Here is an 18,749-nt window from a genome sequence, read left to right on the forward strand (position 1 = left end):
ACAAGGGCGGTCGCACGCATGCCGAAGTCATGCGTGAGCCACTCACGCGAGGGAGAGGGGTTCGTCGGCGGGGGGTGAAGCACCCCTGCCGCCTTGCGACACATCCAGTTCTACAGACGCCCCGACGCCCTGGCAAAGCCCCCGCCTACTAGCCCGCCTCGCACGCCCGGGCCCACCGACTCCGGGCAAATGGGACAAAAAGGCGCCTTTTGCCGTTCGAAGGCCTACTACCCGCCCTCGTATGTGACCTGCGTCCTGTGGGCCGCCTCACCGGCGAGGCCCCCCGAACTCACCCTCAGTGGCCGGACGCGTACCCGTCCGCGGCAGGTTTACGGACGTCTGCGCCCCCGGAATCGAAGGAGACCGGCGCATCGAACGCAGCTTTGCGCGTCGCCCGCCGCAACGCCCTGAGCAGCGTGCCGCCGAGCGTGAGCGTCAGTACGACCGTCAGCGCGGCCCGGCCCAGGTCCCAGCCCAGCGAGGTCGCCAGGTAGTACGCGACGAACCTCGCCAGGTTCGCGGCCAACGGCTCCCCCGCATGGAAGGAGATGCCGTCGCTCATGCCCGGGATGATCGTCCACCCCTGCAGGTTCATGACCGCGCCGTACGCGAACGCGCCCGCGCAGCCGTACGCGGCCAGCATCAGCAGCTCCGCCCGGCCCCGGATCCGCTCCGGACCCGGCAGCAGCCCCGCGCCCAGCGAGAACCAGCCCATCGTCAGCATCTGGAACGGCATCCACGGCCCGACCCCGCCCGTCAGCAGGGCGGAGGCGAACATCGTCACCGAGCCCAGCACGAACCCGAAGCCCGGGCCGAGCACCCGGCCGGCCAGCACCATCAGGAAGAACATCGGCTCCAGGCCGGCCGTGCCCGCGCCCAGCGGTCTCAGGGCCGCCCCGACGGCCGCGAGCACGCCGAGCATCGCCACCGCCTTCGCGTCCATGCCGTCGTCGGCGATCGTCGCCACGACGATGGCGACCAGGAGGGGCAGCAGCACCGCGAACAGCCATGGGGCGTCCTGGGAGTGCGCGAGCCCCGACTGCCGGTCGGCGAGGAGCGGCCAGCCGAAGGCCGCGATGCCGATGAGGGTGACCAGCACCAGGGCGGCGGCGGCCCGGGGGCCGATCCGGACCGGGCGGTTCGACGGGCGGTTCGCCGGGCCGGTCATCGGCCCGCCGCCGCGTCGAGAGCCTCGGCCACCTGGCCCACGGTGAGCCAGTGGCCCGGCGCCAGCACCTTCGCCACCTGCGGCGCGAAGGCCGGAGAGGACACCACGACCTCCGCCGTCGGGCCGTCCGCCACGACCTCCCCGCCCGCCAGGATCACCACGCGGTCGGCCAGCTCGGCGGCCAGCTCCACGTCGTGGGTGGCCAGGACGACGGCGTGGCCGTCGGCGGCCAGGCCGCGCAGGATCTCGATCAGGCGGGCCTTGGCGGCGTAGTCCAGACCGCGGGTCGGCTCGTCGAGCAGCAGCAGGGCGGGCCGACCCGTGAGGACCAGCGCCAGGGCCAGGGCCAGGCGCTGGCCCTCGGACAGGTCACGCGGGTGGGTGTCGTCGGGGACACCCGGCAGCAGTCCGGAGACCAGCTCGCGGCAGGTACCGGGGGCCGCGCCGGCGTCGGAGTCGGCGGCGGCGCACTCGGCGGCGACCGTGTCGGCGTAGAGCAGGTCGCGGGGCTCCTGCGGGACGAGGCCGACCCGGCGCACCATCTCGGGCGGCGGCGTACGGTGCGGGGTCCGGCCGCCGACGGTCACCTCGCCGGTGGTGGGGGCGAGCGTACCGACGAGGGTGGAGAGCAGGGTGGACTTGCCGGCGCCGTTGCGGCCCATCAGGGCGATGGTCTCGCCGGGCGCCACCGTGAGGTCGATGCCGCGCAGCACGTCGGTGCGGGCGCGGCGGAGGCCGAGGTTCCGTACCCGGGCGGTGTCGCCTGCCGTGTCGCCTGCGGCGGGCTCGGCGGGCTCCGGCTTGCCGCCGCGGCGCAGCAGGCGGCTGAGCAGGCCGGGTGCGGCGTCGCTGCGGGGGGCGCCGCCCCCGGACCCCCGCGCCTCAAACGCCGGCGAGGCTGGATTGCCGGACCCCGGCGCCTCGAGCGTCGGCGAGGCTGGATTGTCGGATCCCGGTGCCTCGAGCGTCGGCGAGGCTGGATTGTCGGATCCCGGTGCCTCGAGCGTCGGCGGGGCTGGATTGTCGGATCCCGGTGCCTCGAGCGTCGGCGGGGCTGGAAGGGCAACCGACGGCGCGGGTCCGGGCAGAGCCCCGGAAGCGGGGTTGGGGGCGGGCAGGGGGTGCACGGGGTTGCCCGGTGCGGAGCCCGCCGCGGGCGAGAGGCGGCTCCGCAGGGGGGCGGCCCGGCGGCGGGCGTCGCGGACCGAGAGGGGGAGCGGGGACCAGCCCGCGAGGCGGCCCAGGGAGACCACCGGCGGGCAGACCGGGGAGACGGCCATCACCTCGGCCGGGGAGCCCAGCACCGGCGCCGCGCCGCGGGCGGGCAGCAGCAGGACGCGGTCGGCGTACTGCACCACCCGCTCCAACCGGTGCTCCGCCATCAGCACGGTCGTGCCCAGGTCGTGGACCAGCCGCTGGAGGACCGCCAGGACCTCCTCGGCCGCCGCCGGGTCCAGCGCGGACGTCGGCTCGTCCAGCACCAGCACCTTCGGGTGCGTCGTCAGCACCGAGCCGATCGCCACCCGCTGCTGCTGGCCGCCCGACAGCGTCGCGATCGGCCGGTCGCGCAGCTCGTTCAGGCCCAGCAGGTCGAGGGTCTCCTCCACCCGGCGGCGCATCACCGCGGGCGGCAGGCCCAGGGACTCCATCCCGTAGGCCAGCTCGTCCTCCACCACGTCCGTCACGAAGTGCGCCAGGGGGTCCTGGCCCACCGTGCCCACCACGTCCGCGAGCTCCCGCGGCCGGTGCGTACGCGTGTCGCGGCCCGCGACCGTGACCCGGCCGCGCAGGGTGCCGCCCGTGAAGTGCGGGACGAGCCCGCTCACCGTCCCCAGCAGGGTGGACTTGCCGACCCCGGACGGGCCGACCAGCAGCGTCAGCTCGCCCTCCGGGATCTCCAGGTCGACGCCCTGCAGCGAGGGGGCGGAGGCGCCGTCGTAGGTGACCGACACCTGATCGAAGCGGATCACTGCGACGCCTCCTCGGGCGGTACGGGTGCCACGAAGGCGGGCAGCAGGCCGATCAGGACCGCGGCCGCCGGCCACAACGGCAGCGAGGGGGCCACCAGCGGGACCACACCCGGATGCAGACCGGCCGGATCGACACCGCCGGCGTAGATGAGCAGGCCGGCGACGGCCGCCCCGGAACCGGCGACCAGCCAGGCACGCACACCCCACCGGTCGGGCCGGTAGCGGGTGCGCACCGACCGGCGCCCGCCGAGCCGCAGGCCCGCCAGGGCCAGGGCCGCGCCGATGCCGAGCACGGGCAGCCCGTACGCCGCGCCCTGCGCGGCCAGCAGCCCGTACGTGCCCGCGCACATGCCGAGCAGGCCGCCGAGGGTGAGGACGGTGGTGGTGTGCCGGACGGCCGGCGGGACCTGCGCCGTACGGCCGTAGCCGCGGGCGTCCATCGACGCCGCGACCGCGACCGAGCGCTCCAGGGCGCCCTCCAGCACCGGCAGGCCGATCTGCAGGACGGCCTTGATCCCGCCGGTGGGGCGGCCGCGCAGCCGGCGGGCGGTGCGCAGGCGCACGACGTCGGCGACCATGTTCGGCGCGAACGTCATGGCGACGACGACGGCCACCCCCGCCTCGTAGAGGGCGGCCGGCAGGGACTTCAGCAGCCGGGCCGGATTGGCGAGGGCGTTCGCGGCACCCACGCAGACCAGGAGCGCGGCCAGCTTGGCGCCGTCGTAGAACGCGAAGACCAGCTGCTCGGCGGTGACCCTCCCGCCGAACCGGATGCCCTGCGCCCACGCGGGCAGCGGGACCTCCGGGAGGACGAAGAGGGTGTGCGAGCCGGGGATGGGCGAGCCCAGGAGCATCGAGAAGAGCAGGCGCAGGCCGATGACGACGAGGCCGAGCTTGAGGAAGGCCCCGTAGGAACGGGCCCAGGGCGCGTCCGTGCGGCGGGCGGCCACCACGAAACCGGCGACGCCGACGATCAGCCCGAGGACGAGCGGATTGGTCGTGCGCGACGCGGCGGTGGCCAGACCGAGGGCCCACAGCCACCAGGCCCCCGCGTGCAGGGCGGTGGCCCGGCCGGCCTGCGGGGGCCTGAAGCGTTCGTACGCCGACCGGCGCGGGGAGCCCGCCGCCCCGGGCGCGCTCCGGCGGGCCGGGGGCACGTCGCCGGGTGCGGCTCCGGTGGGCACTCCCGCACGTGCTCCTGCGGACGCGGATACGGGTGCGGGTGCTCCGGTGGGGCGGGACGCGGGGTGGGTCATCGGCGCCGGCGGCGGGACTGCCACACGCCCGCGGCGGCCAGGACGGCGACCGCGGCGATGCCCACCAGCAGACCGGCGGACGGGCCCCCGCCGCCCGGGGCGGACCCGGACGGCTCGGCGGACGCCTCGGCCGCGCCGGTCTCCGCGATCTGCTCCCCGCAACCGTGCTGCGGGTAGCCCGCGATGGCGCACAGCAGCGCCGCACTGTTGTAGCGCAGCGGCTTGGCGACCGCCGCCAGCGCCTCGGCCGTCGTGGCCTCCGGCGCCACCTGCGCACAGGCCGTGCGCGGGGCCTCCTGCGGGACCACCTCGCCCGACGGGGCGTCCGCCTGCACACCGAAGTCGATGACGAGGGCCACCCGCTTGCGGCCCTCCGCCGGGGCGGTCGCCCCGCACACGGCCTCGAAATCGGCAGCGGCCCGCGGCTTCGCCGCCTCCGTCGCCGCGTCCTTGCTCACCGCGAAGCGGAAGCCCTGGACCGAGCCGTCCGCGGGGCGGGCCAGCGAGGGCCCCTGCGACGCGTACGACCACTGGCCGCCGGCCGCGCCGTCCCAGAACGACCAGTAGCGGTAGCCGGCCGCCAGCGCCGGAGCGGCGGCCAGCAGGGCCAGGACGATGCCGAGAGCGAGGGCCGCGGCGGGCAGGCGGCGGCGCATCAGAGCTGGTTCTTCTTCCGGCGGCCGCTCAGCAGGATGCCGATGCCCATACCGGCCGCGGCCCCCGCACCGATGATCCACCAGAGGTTCTGGCCGCCGGACGGCTCCTCCTTCTCGCCCTCCACCTCGGTCGCGCCGGTGTCCGCGCCCTGCGGGGCCGGGCCCGTCGCGTTCAGCGCGGCCACGAGGTCGGTGCCTCCGAAGGACTTCGGGTCGGTGCCCGTGGCGTGCGCGGCGAGGACCAGGGTGCCCAGGGCGGCCGGGGAGCCCTTGGCCCACTCGGCGGAGTTGCCCTTCAGCCACTCCAGCGCGCCCGCCGCCGACTGCTTGTGCCCGGCCGCGGCGAGCGCGATCACCGCGTCGGCGGTGTTGCCGGTGTCCGCGGTCGGCTGGTCCGCACCCGGGGTGAGGGCGGTCAGGTGGCCGTCCTTCTTGAGGGCCTCGGCCAGGTAGCCGGCCGCGCCCTGGGCGGCGGCCGCGGCACCGGCGGCCGGGTCCGCGGCGGCAGCCGCCGGGCAGGTCAGCGTGGTCGCGGGGGTGTCCGTACCGGACGGGACGACGGCCGTGCCCTTGCCGAGGCCGGCGAGCGCCGCCGCGGCCGTGGCGTCGGCGTTGGCGACCAGCTTGCCGCCGACCGGCTGGAACGCGAAGGCGCCCCGGTCCGCGGCCGGCTCGGCGGCGCAGCCCAGCTGGAAGGAGAGCAGTGCCTCGTACGGGGACTTGCCCGCCTTCGACTTCGTCTCGGCCGGCTTCTCGCCCGCCGCGGTCAGGGCGCTGATCACGATGGCGGTCGAGTTGGCGTCGGTGCCGGTGTCCATGGCGCCGCCGGGGTTGGAGCTCCAGCCGCCGTCCTCGTTCTGTACGGACTTCAGCCAGCCCACGGCCTTCTTGACGCCGGCGTCGTGGCCGCCGAGCGCGGTCAGCGCCTGCACGGCCGCGGCCGTCGCGTTCGAGTCGATGTACGCCGTCGCGTCGCAGTCCTTGGTGGTGTCCGCGCGGAATGCGGGGAAGGAGCCGTTCGCGCACTGCTGGCCGACCAGCCAGTCCACGGCCTGCGCGGCGGGCTTGACGCCGACGGTGTCCTGGGCGAGCAGCGCGAAGGACTGCCGCCACACGCCGTCGTAGGCGGGGTCGTTCTTGCCGTAGAGCCCGGAGGGGATGACCGGGGGCGCGGAGGGGGAGGGCGGCGCGGTGTCGGCGAGGGCTGCGGGGGCGACACCCACGCAGAGCACGGCGGAGGCGGCGAGCGCGGCGGCGCTGCGGCGGACGGTCATGGGGGAGGGTGCCTCTCCTGCTGGGGAACCGGGGCAGGCACGCACGGGCACCGGGCTCCGGCTCCGTTTTCCTCGACGGTGCCGGCCGCCGGGAGGACCGGCGGCACGAGCCGCGCACTTCGGTACGGGGCATTCCGGCTTCCCGCCCGGGTGGTGCCGGGGGCGGGTCACGGTTGCGGGTCAGCGCCGGAATCGCACCGGCTTCCCCCCGTACGGGGTGTGGACGACCGCCTCACTCTACCGGCCCGTAGCTCCCGGGCCCCGGGGCGTCCGGGGGCGGGCGGCGCCGGGCAGCTTGCGGCCGGCCCCTGCGGCCGCCCTCACAGCGCCCGGTACGTCACCGGGTCGGTGCCCGGGACCGCCTCGGCGCGGCCCTGCTTCACCAGCCGCCGCAGATGCGCCTCCGCTTCCGAGACGGCGATGTTGCGGGAGCCGTACGGGATCTGCTCCCAGGGCCGGTTCCACTCCATCCGCTCGGCGAGGTCCCACGGGGTCAGCGGATCGGCCAGCAGCTCCCACAGCCCCGACAGGCGTTCCTCGTGGTGGTCCAGGAGCTCCCGTACGCGGGCGGGTGCGTCGGTGAAGGCGTGCTGGTGGGCCGGGAGCACCTCGGCCGGTGCCAGGCGGCCGATGCGTTCGAGGGAGTCGAGGTAGTCGCCGAGGGGATCGGTGACGCGGGTGTCCTCGGGGGCCTCGTAGAGGCCGATGTGCGGGGAGATCCCGGGCAGCAGGTGGTCGCCGGAGAAGAGGCGGCCGTTGCCGGGGAGGTTCGCCGGATGCTGTTCCTCCAGGTGCAGGCAGACGTGGCCGGGGGTGTGGCCGGGGGTCCAGACCGCCCTCAGCCGACGCCCGGCGAGGGGGAGCAGCTCGGCGGGGACGATCTCCCGGTCGGGGACGGCGGCGCGCAGCCCGGGCAGGGTGCGCATGCGGCCGCCGGCGCGGGCGGCGCGCAGCGGGGCGATGTGCTCCTCGGGGGCTCCGGCGGCGGCGAGCTTCGTGCTCATGTAGTCGAACCACACGCCGGGCTCGGAGGAGCGGGTGCGTACGACGACCTCGGTGTCGGCGGCGTGCATGGCGATCCACGCGCCCGACGCCTCGCGGACCCGGCCGGACAGTCCGTGGTGGTCGGGGTGGTGGTGGGTGATGACCACGCCGTGGACGTCGGCGATCGCGATGCCGAGCGCGGCGAGGCCGGCGACGAGGGTGTCCCAGGACTCGGGGTCGTCCCAGCCGGTGTCGACGAGGACCGAGCCGCGGTCGGTGTCGAGGACGTGGACGAGGGTGTGTCCGAGGGGGTTGTCGGGGATGGGCACCTTGATCCCCCACACGCCTCCGCCGTGATCGGTGACCTGTGACGTGTCCTGCGGCATGAGCCCTCCGCCTGTCGGCCGTCCTCGAACGAGAACGCGTTCCAGTAGTGGCCCAAGTCGACCATCCGGGCGGCTTTCTGGCTAGTCGTTGGATCTTCTCCACTCTTCCGTCCTGGCCGTGGACTCCTAGAACTAGAACTGGTATCAGTTCGGGAACGCCAAGCCGCAGGAGGCCTCAGCCATGACGGAGCTCGTGGAACACGGAAAACTGTTCATCGGCGGTGAGTGGACGGATCCGCTGGGCACCGACACCATCCGGATCGTCTCCCCCCACACCGAGCAGGTCATAGGCTCCGTCCCGCACGCCTCCGAGGCCGACGTCGACCGCGCCGTCGCGATCGCGCGCCGGGCCTTCGACGAAGGCCCCTGGCCGCGGATGGCGCTGGAGGAGCGCATCGCGGTCGTCTCCCGCATCAAGGACGCCATCGCCGTCCGCCACGAGGAGATCGCCCGCTCGATCAGCTCCCAGAACGGCTCCCCGTACTCCTGGAGCGTCCTGGCCCAGGCGCTCGGCCCGATGATGGTCTACGACGCCGCGATCACCGTCGCGCGCGCCTACCCGTACGAGGAGCACCGCCAGGGCGTGCTCGGCCCGATCCTGGTGCGCCGCGAGCCCGTGGGCGTCGTCGCCGCCGTCATCCCGTGGAACGTCCCGCAGTTCGTCGCGGCCGCCAAGCTGGCCCCCGCCCTGCTGTCCGGCTCCACCGTGATCCTCAAGCCCTCCCCGGAAGCGCCGCTGGACTCCTACATCCTCGCCGACATCGCGCGCGAGGCCGGAGTGCCCGAGGGCGTGCTGTCGATCCTGCCCGCCGACCGCGAGGTCAGCGAGTACCTCGTCGGCCACCCCGGCATCGACAAGGTGGCCTTCACCGGCTCCGTGGCCGCCGGCAGGCGCGTGATGGAGGTCGCCGCGCGCAACCTCACCCGGGTCACCCTCGAACTCGGCGGCAAGTCCGCCGCCGTCGTCCTCCCGGACGCCGACGTGGAGGCCGCGGTCGCCGGGATCGTGCCCGCCGCCTGGATGAACAACGGCCAGGCCTGCGTGGCCCAGACCCGGATCCTCGCCCCCCGCAGCCGGTACGAGGAGGTCGCCGAGGCCCTCGCGGCGGCGGCCGGCGCGCTCGTCGTCGGCGATCCGCTCGACCCGGCGACGCAACTCGGCCCGCTCGTCGCGCAGCGCCAGCAGCAGCGCTCCCTGGACTACATCCGCATCGGCCAGGAGGAGGGCGCGAAGGTCCTGGCGGGCGGCGGCCGCCCGGCCGGCCTCGACCGGGGCTGGTACGTGGAGCCCACGCTCTTCGGCGACGTCGACAACTCCATGCGGATCGCCCGCGAGGAGATCTTCGGCCCGGTCGTCTGCCTGATCCCCTACGGGGACGAGGCGGAGGCCGTACGGGTCGCCAACGACTCGGAGTTCGGCCTCAGCGGCAGCGTCTGGACCGGCGACGTCGAGCACGGCATCGACTTCGCCCGCCAGATCCGCACCGGCACCTTCAACGTGAACACCTTCAGCCTGGACATGCTGGGGCCGTTCGGCGGCTACAAGAACAGCGGTCTCGGGCGGGAGTTCGGCCCGGAGGGCCTGGGCGAGTACCTGGAGCACAAGATGATCCACCTGCCGGCGGGTTACGAGGCGGGTGCCTGATGGGCGACCGCTGGCAGGTCGAGGTGGACCGGGGGGTCTGCATCGGTTCGGGCATGTGCGTGAACCACGCCCCGGACGGCTTCGTCCTGGACTCGGCGCGCCAGTCCCACCCCCGCAGCCCGCAGTCGGACGCGAGCGAACCGGTCCTCACGGCGGCGGAGGGCTGCCCCGTGGAGGCCATCATGATCACCCTGGCCGTCACCGGCGAACCGGTCTTCCCGCCGGAGGAGTAGGGGAGCGGCTGCGGGGGCGGGGCGGGGGCCGGGGCCCTGCCCCGCCCCCGCGCCGGTCACTTCCGCTCGGCGGCGCTCCGCTCGACGCAGAACTCGTTGCCCTCGGGGTCGGCGAGGGTCACCCACCCGGTGCCGTCGGGGCGGCGGTGGTCGCCGACGACGGTGGCGCCGAGGGCGAGGATGCGCTCCACCTCTTCGTCGCGGGTGCGGTCCTGCGGCTGAAGGTCCACGTGCACGCGGTTCTTGACGCTCTTGGCGTCGGGAACGGTCACGAAGAGCAGCGTCGAACCGGGCGCCGTGACCAGGGCCTCGGGGTCCCCGGGGAAGTCGTCGTCGGCGAGAGAGCCGTCCAGGACGCCGGCCCAGAACTGGCCGAGCAGGTAGGCGTCGGAACAGTCAACTGTGATGTGTCGTATGAGAGAAGCCATGGGGCGCACTATCGGACGCGGTGGGGACCGCTGTCCACCGAAAATGGGGGCCGGCCCGGGGGACCGGCCCGGGGGCCCGGACGGGAGGGCGGTCCGGGTCCGGCCGGCCGGGGAGGCCGGACCGGACCCCGGGCGTCCGTCAGGCCGCAGCCGCCGCTGCCAGCCCGCGGGCGGGCCGCCGCGCGGTGATCGCGTTGTGGCTGCGGCCCTCGCCGAGGTCGTCGAGGACCGGGCGCAGGTCGGCCAGGGCGAAGGAGCGGCGCAGCCAGCGGTCCGCGCCGTCGTAGCGCGGGGTGAAGCCCGTCCGCCCGTGCACCGTACGGCGGTTGTCGAGGATGATCAGTTCACCGGGCCGCAGCACGATGCCGCGCAGGGACCCGAGTACGGCGTCCTCCAGCTCGGCGAGCGCGGCCCGGGCCGCCGGGGTGGTGCCGACCGTGCCGTGGAAGTCCACCCGGAGGTCGGGCCGGCCCTCCGGGCCGGAGAGCACCGGCACGGGCGGGGTCAGTACCTCCTCGTCCGTGTCGTGGACGAAGGAGGTGCTGAACCTGGTCCTGAACTCCGGTCGGCGCAGGGCGGCGACGGTCTCCCCGTCCAGGTGCGGCAGCACGTCCCCGATCCCGCCCGTCACGGTGGCGGCGCGTCCGTCGCGGTCGCCGCGCAGGCAGATCAGGCTCAGGAAGTGCGGGGCGGCGGGGTGGAAGCCGTCCTCCGTGTGGAGTTCCAGCAGGATGGAGCCGCTGTTCTCCTGGCGTTTCTCGGCCCCGCGCTTGGGGCTGACGTCCTGCACCAGGTTGCCGCTCTTCTCGTCGCTGTACGAGATCGACCGGCCCAGGACAGACATCACCATCAGCTGGCCGAGCGTCGCCACCGCGACCTCGGTCCAGGCCGGCTCGTCCTCCACGCGGTCCGGGGTGGCCGGCAGGCTGCCCAGCGGGAGGCCTCGCAGCAGGAGGGTGCCGGCGGCGTTGCTCTCGTCGCGGAAGGCGATCAGCGCGCGCCGGACCCGGCTGGGCAGGGCGGCGGCTGCGAGTTCCACGGCGTGGAGGAGGTCGGTGCTGTGCAGTGAGTAGTCCGCGTACTGGGCGGCCAGCTTCAGTGCGGCGGCCTCGATGATGTCGGACTCGGTCTCGCTCAGCACGATCCCGGACGGGCGCGCGTCGGCGTACGAGAATTCTTTTCTCATGAGGGCTTTCCTTTCTGCGGGTCGGCTCGGCTATGCGGCCGGTGCGGAACGGCGGCCGAGGCGGTAGACGGCGGCGGGGCTGAAGCCGCGCCAGGCCTGCTCGCGCGGGAGGTGGTTCAGGAAGCGGGCCCGCTCCCAGTGCCGGGTGACCCGGTCCACGACCCGGCGCCCCGGCTTCAGGGCGATGTGGTGGACGTCGACGGCGACGGTGCGCGGCACGTCCTCGCCCGCCACCAGCTGGTTGACCATGTGGACCGCGAGCGAGCCGAACTGGGTCGCCGCCTCGGTGAGTTGCGGCACGCTGTAGTCGGGACGTCCGAGACCCCTGCGGAGTTCGCGGTACATCTCGCCCGGGATGTGCGACCTGGGGGCGATACGGAAGATCACTTCCCAGGTGCTCAGCACGTCGGCGTCCTCGGCCAGCAGCTGGCCGTCGAAGATCCTGCGGACCAGCCGGTAGTCGAAGCACTGGGCGGCCAGCATGCCGGCCATGTCCCAGCCGGTGACCAGGGGTTTGCGCTGGCGGCACGCCTCCTGGTGCAGGGCGATCTTCGCGCGCAGCCCCGACGGGGTGGTCACGTCGACCCCGTCGATGACGACCTCGGCCCGGCGGACCAGTTCCCGGACGTTGTCCCGGGTGATGCCGACGGGCACCACCTCGGCCCGGACGTGCGGGTTGATGGCGCGCAGGGCGTCGGCGCCCACCTCGGCCTTGTTGCGGCCGAGGTCGTCGACGGTGGCGTTCTGCCGGTTGAGGTTGTTCAGCTCGTAGGTGCCGACGTCCGCGAGGACGAAGTCCCGGTACCCCATGCGGCCCAGGGGCTGCACGGTGGCGCCGCCGATGGAGCCGCATCCCGCGATGAGCAGGGGGGTGTGCCGGATCTGCTCCTGGAGCGCCGCGGGGATCAGGCCGCGGTTGCGCTGGGTGAGGGAGGCGTAGTAGAGCTCCTCGTCCAGTTCGCGCGCTTCCGAGGGGGTGCCCACGTCGGGCGGGCCGCTCGGGTCTGTGCTCGTGCTCATGTCCGTGCCTCCTTCCGTGCTTCCTGGAACGCGCTCAGCCGGGCCGCGACCGATCCGGTCTCCCCGGAGGCGAGGATCGCGTCGAGGTGGTCCATGGTGGGGCGCAGCGCGTCCCCGTGGGTGAGGATGAAGGGGTACGAGCGCTGCTGCTGGTCCCACATGGGTGCGAACAGGTCGGTGGGGTCGGCCGGCAGTGCGGGTACGTCGAGGGTCCGTGTGCGGAAGCCGAGCATCGCCAGCTGGAGGACGGCCCCGTTCGGCTTGCCGTCGCCGACGATCGCGGCGCCGTCAACGGCCAGCGCCTGCAGACAGCCCTCGGCCCAGCCCCGGTAGACCCACCAGGGGACGGACACGGCGGCCTGCGAACGGTCCATGGCGTAGTCGCGCATGAGCCGCTTGCCCTCCCAGACCCGGTCCGCCGGGGTGGCCGGGCCGAGTTCGTCGGCGAGCCGCAGACCGTAGTCGCGCTCCACGACGAACGGCCGGTGGGCGTCGTCACCGAGGAGGGTGCGCTCGGGGCTGCGGGTGCGGGCCAGGGTGCCGTAGCCGCGCAGCCGCCAGGTGTCCTCCTCCACCACCAGGGTGTGCTGGTCCTGGAGGGCGTGGGCGTCGTACGGCTCGGCGGCGAGGTCCGCGGCGGCGGCGAGCCCCTCGTTGAGCCAGCCCCGCTTGAGGTACTGGGCCAGCCGGAACCGGTAGATGTCGTCGAGGTACGCGGGGGGCAGCTGCGCCCCCCGCACGGTGAGGGTCAGCAGGCCCTCGGGGCTGGCGGAGCGGAACAGCGGTTCGCCGTCCACGCGGCTGTCGAGGTCGGGCAGCCGGATCGCGGCGGTGTCCCGCAGGACTCGCTCCCGGTAGGAGGCGGTGGCGTACCCCGTGGTGGTGGCGGTGGTCACCGGACCTCCGGGACGCCGAACAGCTCGCCGGTGATGACCAGCGCGAGCGCTTCCGGGCTGCCTTCGTAGATGCGGGGGCCGTAGGCGTCGCGCAGGACGCGGTCCATCCCGTCCTCCCGCTGGAAGGCCGCGGCGCCGATGAGGCTCATGGCGGCGTCTGCGTTGTCGATCGCGGCGCGGTCGGCCACCAGCTTCGCGACGGCGGGTTCGTAGGCAGGGGTCGGGATGACGGTGTCGGCCTTCAGCACCGCGTCCAGGTACAGGGCGCGCGCGGCGGACACCCGCGCGGACATGTCCGCGAGCTTGCGGGCGGACATCTGGTGCTCGAAGAGCAGCCGGCCGCCCTGCCGGCGGGTGCCGGCCCACGCGACGGCGCGGTCGAGGGCGTGGCGCGCGATGCCGGTGGCGACCGCAGCGCAGGTGACGCGGGTGAGGTTGCCGATGGCGACGTTGAGGTCCCAGCCGCCGTTCTCGTCACCTATGACGTTCTCTTCCGGCACGCGGGCGTTGTCGAGGATCAGTTCGCCGGCGGGGGCGGTGCGGTAGCCCACCTTGTCGTGGATCTCGCCGCGGGTGACGCCGTCCTGTTCGAGCTCGGTGACGAAGCAGGTCAGTCCGGTCGAACCGGGGGCGCCGTCCAGGTTCGCCATGACGGTGGCGTACGTGGCGACGGGGGCGTTGGTGATGTAGCGCTTGGTGCCGGTCAGCAGGTACTCGCCGCCGGACCGGCGGGCGACCGTCATGTCCTGCGCGTGGGCCGCCTGCTGCGGCAGGACCAGGTCGGTGCCGTTGCGCTCCTCGGCGACCGCGTTGCAGGCGAGGACCGGCTCCGGGCCGAGGAAGGCGGGGAGGTACTTCTCCTGGAGGCGCGGGTTCTCGCAGATCAGCAGCGGGGTCTGGAACAGGCCGGTGGCACCGAAGACCAGGGCCATGCCCGGGTCGGCGGAGGCCAGCTCCTCCAGGGTCAGTGCGATGGCGAGCTGGCTCAGCCCGAGGCCGCCGAAGTCGCGCGGGATGGCCATCCGCAGCAGGCCGAGCGCGTGGCCCTTGCGGACGGTGTCCCAGTCGACGTGGCCCTTCTCGATGCGGTCGCGCTCGGCGGCACCGGGGGCGATCTCCTCGCGGGCGAAGGCGACGACCTGTTCCAGGAAGGCGGCCTCGACGGAGTCGAGCAGCGGGTGGGCGGCGGGGTTGTGCGCGTACGTCATGGTGGTTCCTTGTCCGGTGGGGTCAGTGCTGGATGGCGAAGGTCGTCAGGGCCTGCCCGACGGCGAACGTCTGCATGACCGGGCCATGGGCGGCGACGCGGCGGCTGGTGACGGTCCGCAGGAAGGTGCGGCGTCCCGCGGTCAGGGCGTCGAGGTCCGCGGAGGCGATGCGGAACACGTGGGTGGGCTCCGCGTCGGTGAGGGCACCCCGGGGGTCCAGCGTGAATTCGGCCGCGGGCTCGGTGACCACGAAGCGGACGGTGGCACCCGCGGCCTCCCAGGCGGGGGCGGCCTGCGCGGCGGCGGCCAGCGCGTTCGGGATTTCTTCGGACGAGAGGGCCATGCGGAATTTCCTTCGCGTTCGGGGTCGAAATGATGTGTGAGTGCCGGACGGCGGGCCGGCGGGCGCAGTGTGCGGCGAATCCGCTGGGTTACCGTCGGAAACCCGATCCATAGGGGATGAAAGCGTTTCCGAATGGAGCCGGGCGGATTCGGCTCGGACTTCTTCGTTCGCGGCGCCGGCCGTGCGGTGATCATCAAGCTACAGATATGCCTGATGCCTTGTCCAAGAATTCAATTGCCGCTCCATGCGAATGGAACGGGCGGTCCAGCGGGCGGTAATCGGCCGTCCATCGGAGGCTTGAAACGGCTGGTGGAACGGAATGCGCGGCCACCCGCGGGGCGTCGTGCGGCAAGGTTTCCGGAAACGCGAAGTGGGCTTGCAGTCGGAGGTGTCTGCAAGCCCACGTTCAGGGGAGTGTGTGGTTGTACGCGGCGGGAACCGGGGTGCGTACGCCGGTTCCCGCGGGGGCGGTCAGGCCTCGGCGCCCGCCGGGGCGCGGGTCAGCGACCGCAGCGCGAGCGCGATCACGATGGCGACGCCGGAGCAGACGGCCAGGGCCAGGAATCCGTTGGCGACGCCCTCGGTGGTCGCGTCCGCGACCGAGCCGCCGCCGTCGAGCCGGCTGTCGACCGAGGTCGCGAGGATGGTGCCGATGACGGCGATGCCGAGGGCGGCGCCGGTCTCGTTGAAGGTGTTGAGCAGGCCGGAGCCGACGCCCGACTCCTCCACCTTGACGTGCGAGGTGCCGATGCCGAAGAGCGGAACGAAGCAGGCGGGCAGCCCGGCGCCGATCACGGCCAGCGCGACGATGGTGAGCGCGACGCTGTCGGTACCGGTCGCCAGGATGCCCGTGCCGACCAGCTGGAGGGCGGCTCCGGCCGCGTACATCCCGCCCAGGCCCAGGGCGTTCGCCAGCGACGGCGCGACCAGTGCGACGACGAGGGCGGCCAGGCCCATGGGGAGCAGGGAGAGTCCGGTGGCGAAGGCGCTCATCTCGTGGACCCGCTGGAAGTACATGCTGGCCAGGAAGGAGCTGCTGATCATCACGCTGGCCACCAGGAGCAGGCCGACGCTGGACAGCCAGTAGGTGGGCTTGCGCAGCAGGTGGAGCGGGAGCAGCGGGTCGGCCTGGCCGATCTCCATGAACGTGACCGCGGCGAGCAGGACGGCGGCGGCGCCGATGCTGATCCAGGCCGTCGGGTCGCCGAACCCCTCGTGCAGCCGGATGAGGCCGAAGGACAGGGCGGCGAGTCCGGCGGTGGACACGATCGCCGACGGCAGCCGCAGCTTGCGGCCGCTGCTCGTGTTGAGGGCGGGCATGCTGCGCAGGGCGCCGAAGCCGGCGGCGATGCTGACCGGGATGTTGATCAGGAAGGCCCAGCGCCAGCTGATCGCCGTGACGATCAGGCCGCCGAGCACCACGCCGATGGTCGCGCCGATCACGCCGAGGCCGCTCCAGGCGGTCAGCGCGATCTTGCGCTGCTCCTCGTCCTGGTAGACCTCCAGGATGATCGACAGGGCGGCCGCGGAGAGCAGTGCGGCGCCGGCGCCCTGTACCGCGCGGCCCGCGACGAGCAGTTCCTGGTTGCCCGCGATGCCGCAGAGCACGGAGGCCACGGCGAAGACGGCGAGGCCGGTGAGGAAGGTGCGACGGCGTCCGAAGACGTCGGAGACGCGGCCGCCGAAGAGCAGCAGGCTGCCGAGCATCAGGACGTACCCGCTGATCGTCCACTGCAGGGCGGTCTGATCCGCGGGCAGCTGGGCGCCGATCGAGGGAAGGGCCACGTTCACGACCGTCGAGTCCAGCATGACCATCAGCTGGGCGACGCCGACCACCACCAGAGTGGTCCAGGGGGCCTTGCCGGGGGCCGGTGCGGGTGTTCCTGGCGCGTCTTGCTCGGCTGCCTGGGGTGCCAGCGTCTGCTCGGTCACCACGTCTCCTTCGTTTGTGCTAACGATTTATGTGAATGCATCGATCTTGATGCCGCACAGTACATGCATGCGTATGCATCGACAAGAGGAGGTAGTGAACCTACGATGAGCACCGTGACTGAAACAGCTCTCACCGACCGCTGGGTGGCCGTGACCCGCGCCTGTGCGCAGATCAACCAGGCCGCCGAGCGCGTCCTGTCCGAGCGCCACGGCCTGTGTGCCAGCGCCTTCGAGATCATGGACGTGATGGCGCACGCGGATGGCTGGATCCGGGCGGGGGAGCTCAGCTCCCGCGCCTCCCGCAGCCAGCCGCAGGTCTCGCGCCTGCTGGCCCAGATGGTCGGCGCGGGATATGCCGAGCGCAAGCCGTGCACGAGTGACCGGAGGGGGTTCGACGTCCGGCTCACGCCGTCCGGCCGCGAGCTCTTCTCGCAGTCCGTCGTCACCATGGAAACGGTGCTGCGAGAGGTGGCTGAAAATAGCGCAGAGGTGAGGGACGTTATGGGGCTAACCGTTACTCGCGAGTAGGGTAATCGTCGGCGCCTTTGACCTGTCTGCTAACGTCCCAGGTCAATCGCAGTTCCGAGCCGTCCTGGACATTCGTTCACGGCGGCGGAGAAGGCTTACCGGGGGGAGGCCATGCGATCGCGCCGACGGGAACGGGCCCGACATGTGGCCATGCCGGGCCCGTTTCAGAACTCCCCCACGCAAGGCGGAGGCGTTCAGCCGTAAACGGCCGATGATGCCTTCGCCGACGGCAGCTGAATTCGGGGGAGACATGCTCAATCAGACGATGTCGCGAACACTCGGCCGCGTTCCGGCGGCCCGCGGCCCCGTGGCGGCGCAGTCCGGCTCCCGGGGCGCGGCAATGACAGGTGTCCGATCGAATCCGTCCGGCGGGCCCGGTACCCGGCCTGCGGCCGCCGCGGACCCGGGGGTGTCCTTCCGGCTCCTCGGACCGCTGGAGATCGCCACCGGGGCCGGACCGCTCCCGCTGCGGGGGATGAACCAGCGCGCCATCCTCGCCTTCCTGCTGCTCCACGCCAACCAGGTGGTCGCCACCGGCGACCTCATGCAGGTCCTCTGGCCGAACGGGGACGCCCCGGCCACCGCGCGCAAGGTGCTGCAGAACACCATCTCGGCGCTGCGCGGCGTACTCGCCCGCGGGGCCGTACCGGCCCACGCCGCCTCACTGGTCAGCCAGGCTCCCGGTTACATGCTGCGGATGGCGCCGGGAGTCCTCGACCTCGAACGCTTCCGGGTCCTCGCGGACCAGGGCCGCGACGCGCTGGCTGCCGGGCAGCCGGAGAGCGCCGCCCGCCTGCTGCGTGCCGCGCTGGGGCTGTGGCGGGGCCGGGCTGCGCAGGAACTCGCCGAATCCGGCGTCGAGTGGCCGCAGCTGGCCGTGGTGGACAGCGCCCGCACCGCGGCGTTCGAGGACTACTGCGACGCGGAACTGCGCAACGGACGCCACCACGAGGTGATCGGCGGCCTGGAGGCCGGGGCGGCCGCCGAGCCCTCCCGGGAGCGCTCCTGCCACCTCCTCATGCTCGCCCTCTACCGGGCCGGCCACCAGGCCGAAGCCCTGCGGGCGTACGAGCGGCTCCACCAGCAGCTGAGCAAGGACTTCGGCGTCCAGCCCGGTCGCGAGGTGCGCGACCTGCACCAGGCGATCATCAACCAGGACCCCGCACTGCTCCCGTCCGGCGGCCCGGACCTCGACTTCAGCTCCCAGTCCGACCCCGAACTGGACCTGCTGTTCGCCCTGCTGGCACTGGTGCAGCGCCAGCGGCGCCCGCACGTGGTCACCCTCGCCGGCGATCCGGGGGGAGGCCAGGGCTGGCTCCTCTCCGAACTGGCGAGCACGCTGCGCCAGGACGGCCAGGTCACCGTCTGGCACGTGCGCACCGGTCCGGACGGCGCCGCGCTCGGCGACGACCTGCGCGCCGCCCTGCGCCGCGCCACCCCGTACCGCCCGCTGGTGGTGGTCGCCGAGAACCTGCACGACGTGGGCGGCGGCGTGCCGGAATGCGTCGGCGAGGTGATCCGTACGGCGGGCCGCACACCCCTGCTCGTGGTGCTGACCGCCCGAGCCGAACCCGAGAGCCTCTGGCCCGGTTGGAACGCGGCCGTCCCCTGGTCGACCACCATCATGGTCTGACGC

17 protein-coding genes are annotated in these 18,749 nt (G+C 73.5%); 4 read left to right on the top strand and 13 right to left on the bottom strand.

Annotated features, from left to right (window positions below; translation table 11 throughout):
* Positions 1-295: 295 nt before the first annotated feature.
* The 6 genes from OHA91_RS26000 to OHA91_RS26025 all read right to left on the bottom strand — a co-directional run bounded on the left by OHA91_RS26000 (position 296) and on the right by OHA91_RS26025 (position 7,694).
* Entirely contained in the window at positions 296-1,168 is an 873-nt protein-coding gene (locus OHA91_RS26000) for an ECF transporter S component (protein WP_328740123.1), read from the bottom strand.
* A complete protein-coding gene (locus OHA91_RS26005) occupies positions 1,165-3,138 on the bottom strand; it encodes an ABC transporter ATP-binding protein (RefSeq protein ID WP_328740124.1) in 1,974 nt (657 codons plus the stop codon). Before OHA91_RS26005 ends, OHA91_RS26000 begins: the two co-directional genes overlap by 4 nt.
* On the bottom strand, positions 3,135-4,322 hold the full coding sequence (locus tag OHA91_RS26010) for an energy-coupling factor transporter transmembrane component T (protein WP_031146049.1): 1,188 nt from the start codon (positions 4,320-4,322) through the stop codon (positions 3,135-3,137). The genes OHA91_RS26005 and OHA91_RS26010 overlap by 4 nt, the downstream gene beginning before the upstream one ends.
* A gap of 68 nt (positions 4,323-4,390) precedes the next feature.
* Positions 4,391-5,050 carry an SCO2322 family protein gene (locus OHA91_RS26015; RefSeq protein ID WP_031146051.1) on the bottom strand — a complete coding sequence of 220 codons (660 nt, stop codon included), beginning with the start codon at positions 5,048-5,050 and terminating at the stop codon, positions 4,391-4,393.
* Positions 5,050-6,324 (bottom strand): prenyltransferase/squalene oxidase repeat-containing protein, encoded by a 1,275-nt coding sequence (locus OHA91_RS26020; RefSeq protein WP_328740125.1) that lies wholly within the window; start codon positions 6,322-6,324, stop codon positions 5,050-5,052. The genes OHA91_RS26015 and OHA91_RS26020 overlap by 1 nt, the downstream gene beginning before the upstream one ends.
* 320 nt (positions 6,325-6,644) lie before the next feature.
* Entirely contained in the window at positions 6,645-7,694 is a 1,050-nt protein-coding gene (locus tag OHA91_RS26025) for an MBL fold metallo-hydrolase (RefSeq protein WP_328740126.1), read from the bottom strand.
* 181 nt (positions 7,695-7,875) lie between these two features.
* On the opposite strand from OHA91_RS26025, the gene OHA91_RS26030 reads away from it, so the two are divergent.
* The gene (locus OHA91_RS26030) at positions 7,876-9,339 is read left to right on the top strand and encodes an aldehyde dehydrogenase (RefSeq protein ID WP_031146057.1); all 1,464 of its coding nucleotides are present in this window, start codon (positions 7,876-7,878) and stop codon (positions 9,337-9,339) included.
* The gene (locus tag OHA91_RS26035) at positions 9,339-9,572 is read left to right on the top strand and encodes a ferredoxin (RefSeq protein WP_031146059.1); all 234 of its coding nucleotides are present in this window, start codon (positions 9,339-9,341) and stop codon (positions 9,570-9,572) included. The genes OHA91_RS26030 and OHA91_RS26035 overlap by 1 nt, the downstream gene beginning before the upstream one ends.
* Positions 9,573-9,628: 56 nt before the next feature.
* On the opposite strand, the gene OHA91_RS26040 is transcribed toward OHA91_RS26035, so the two are convergent.
* The 7 genes from OHA91_RS26040 to OHA91_RS26070 form a co-directional block, all read right to left on the bottom strand.
* Positions 9,629-10,000, bottom strand: a complete 372-nt coding sequence (locus OHA91_RS26040; protein ID WP_266501670.1) for a VOC family protein — start codon at positions 9,998-10,000, stop codon at positions 9,629-9,631.
* Between the two features lie 139 nt (positions 10,001-10,139).
* A complete protein-coding gene (locus OHA91_RS26045) occupies positions 10,140-11,186 on the bottom strand; it encodes a TauD/TfdA family dioxygenase (protein ID WP_051892547.1) in 1,047 nt (348 codons plus the stop codon).
* 30 nt (positions 11,187-11,216) lie between these two features.
* Positions 11,217-12,206: a HesA/MoeB/ThiF family protein gene (locus OHA91_RS26050; protein ID WP_051892549.1), complete on the bottom strand. Its 990-nt coding sequence runs from the start codon at positions 12,204-12,206 to the stop codon at positions 11,217-11,219.
* Positions 12,203-13,102 (bottom strand): hypothetical protein, encoded by a 900-nt coding sequence (locus OHA91_RS26055; protein ID WP_328740127.1) that lies wholly within the window; start codon positions 13,100-13,102, stop codon positions 12,203-12,205. Before OHA91_RS26055 ends, OHA91_RS26050 begins: the two co-directional genes overlap by 4 nt.
* Positions 13,099-14,310, bottom strand: coding sequence for an acyl-CoA dehydrogenase family protein (locus tag OHA91_RS26060; protein WP_051892551.1), 1,212 nt, complete (start codon positions 14,308-14,310; stop codon positions 13,099-13,101). The genes OHA91_RS26055 and OHA91_RS26060 overlap by 4 nt, the downstream gene beginning before the upstream one ends.
* A 22-nt stretch (positions 14,311-14,332) precedes the next feature.
* A complete protein-coding gene (locus OHA91_RS26065; RefSeq protein WP_031146072.1) occupies positions 14,333-14,653 on the bottom strand; it encodes a hypothetical protein in 321 nt (106 codons plus the stop codon).
* Between the two features lie 471 nt (positions 14,654-15,124).
* Complete coding sequence (locus OHA91_RS26070; RefSeq protein ID WP_037631399.1) at positions 15,125-16,585, bottom strand: MFS transporter; 1,461 nt, start codon at positions 16,583-16,585, stop codon at positions 15,125-15,127.
* Between the two features lie 114 nt (positions 16,586-16,699).
* Between OHA91_RS26070 and OHA91_RS26075 the strand changes: the two genes are divergently transcribed.
* Together OHA91_RS26075 and OHA91_RS26080 are read left to right on the top strand one after the other, a co-directional pair.
* Positions 16,700-17,113: a MarR family winged helix-turn-helix transcriptional regulator gene (locus OHA91_RS26075; RefSeq protein WP_158714688.1), complete on the top strand. Its 414-nt coding sequence runs from the start codon at positions 16,700-16,702 to the stop codon at positions 17,111-17,113.
* Between the two features lie 409 nt (positions 17,114-17,522).
* Positions 17,523-18,746, top strand: a complete 1,224-nt coding sequence (locus OHA91_RS26080) for an AfsR/SARP family transcriptional regulator (protein ID WP_051892555.1) — start codon at positions 17,523-17,525, stop codon at positions 18,744-18,746.
* Positions 18,747-18,749 lie beyond the last annotated feature (3 nt).

Origin of the sequence: Streptomyces erythrochromogenes, assembly GCF_036170895.1 — a bacterium.
GTDB classification, from domain to species: Bacteria; Actinomycetota; Actinomycetes; order Streptomycetales; family Streptomycetaceae; genus Streptomyces; species Streptomyces erythrochromogenes.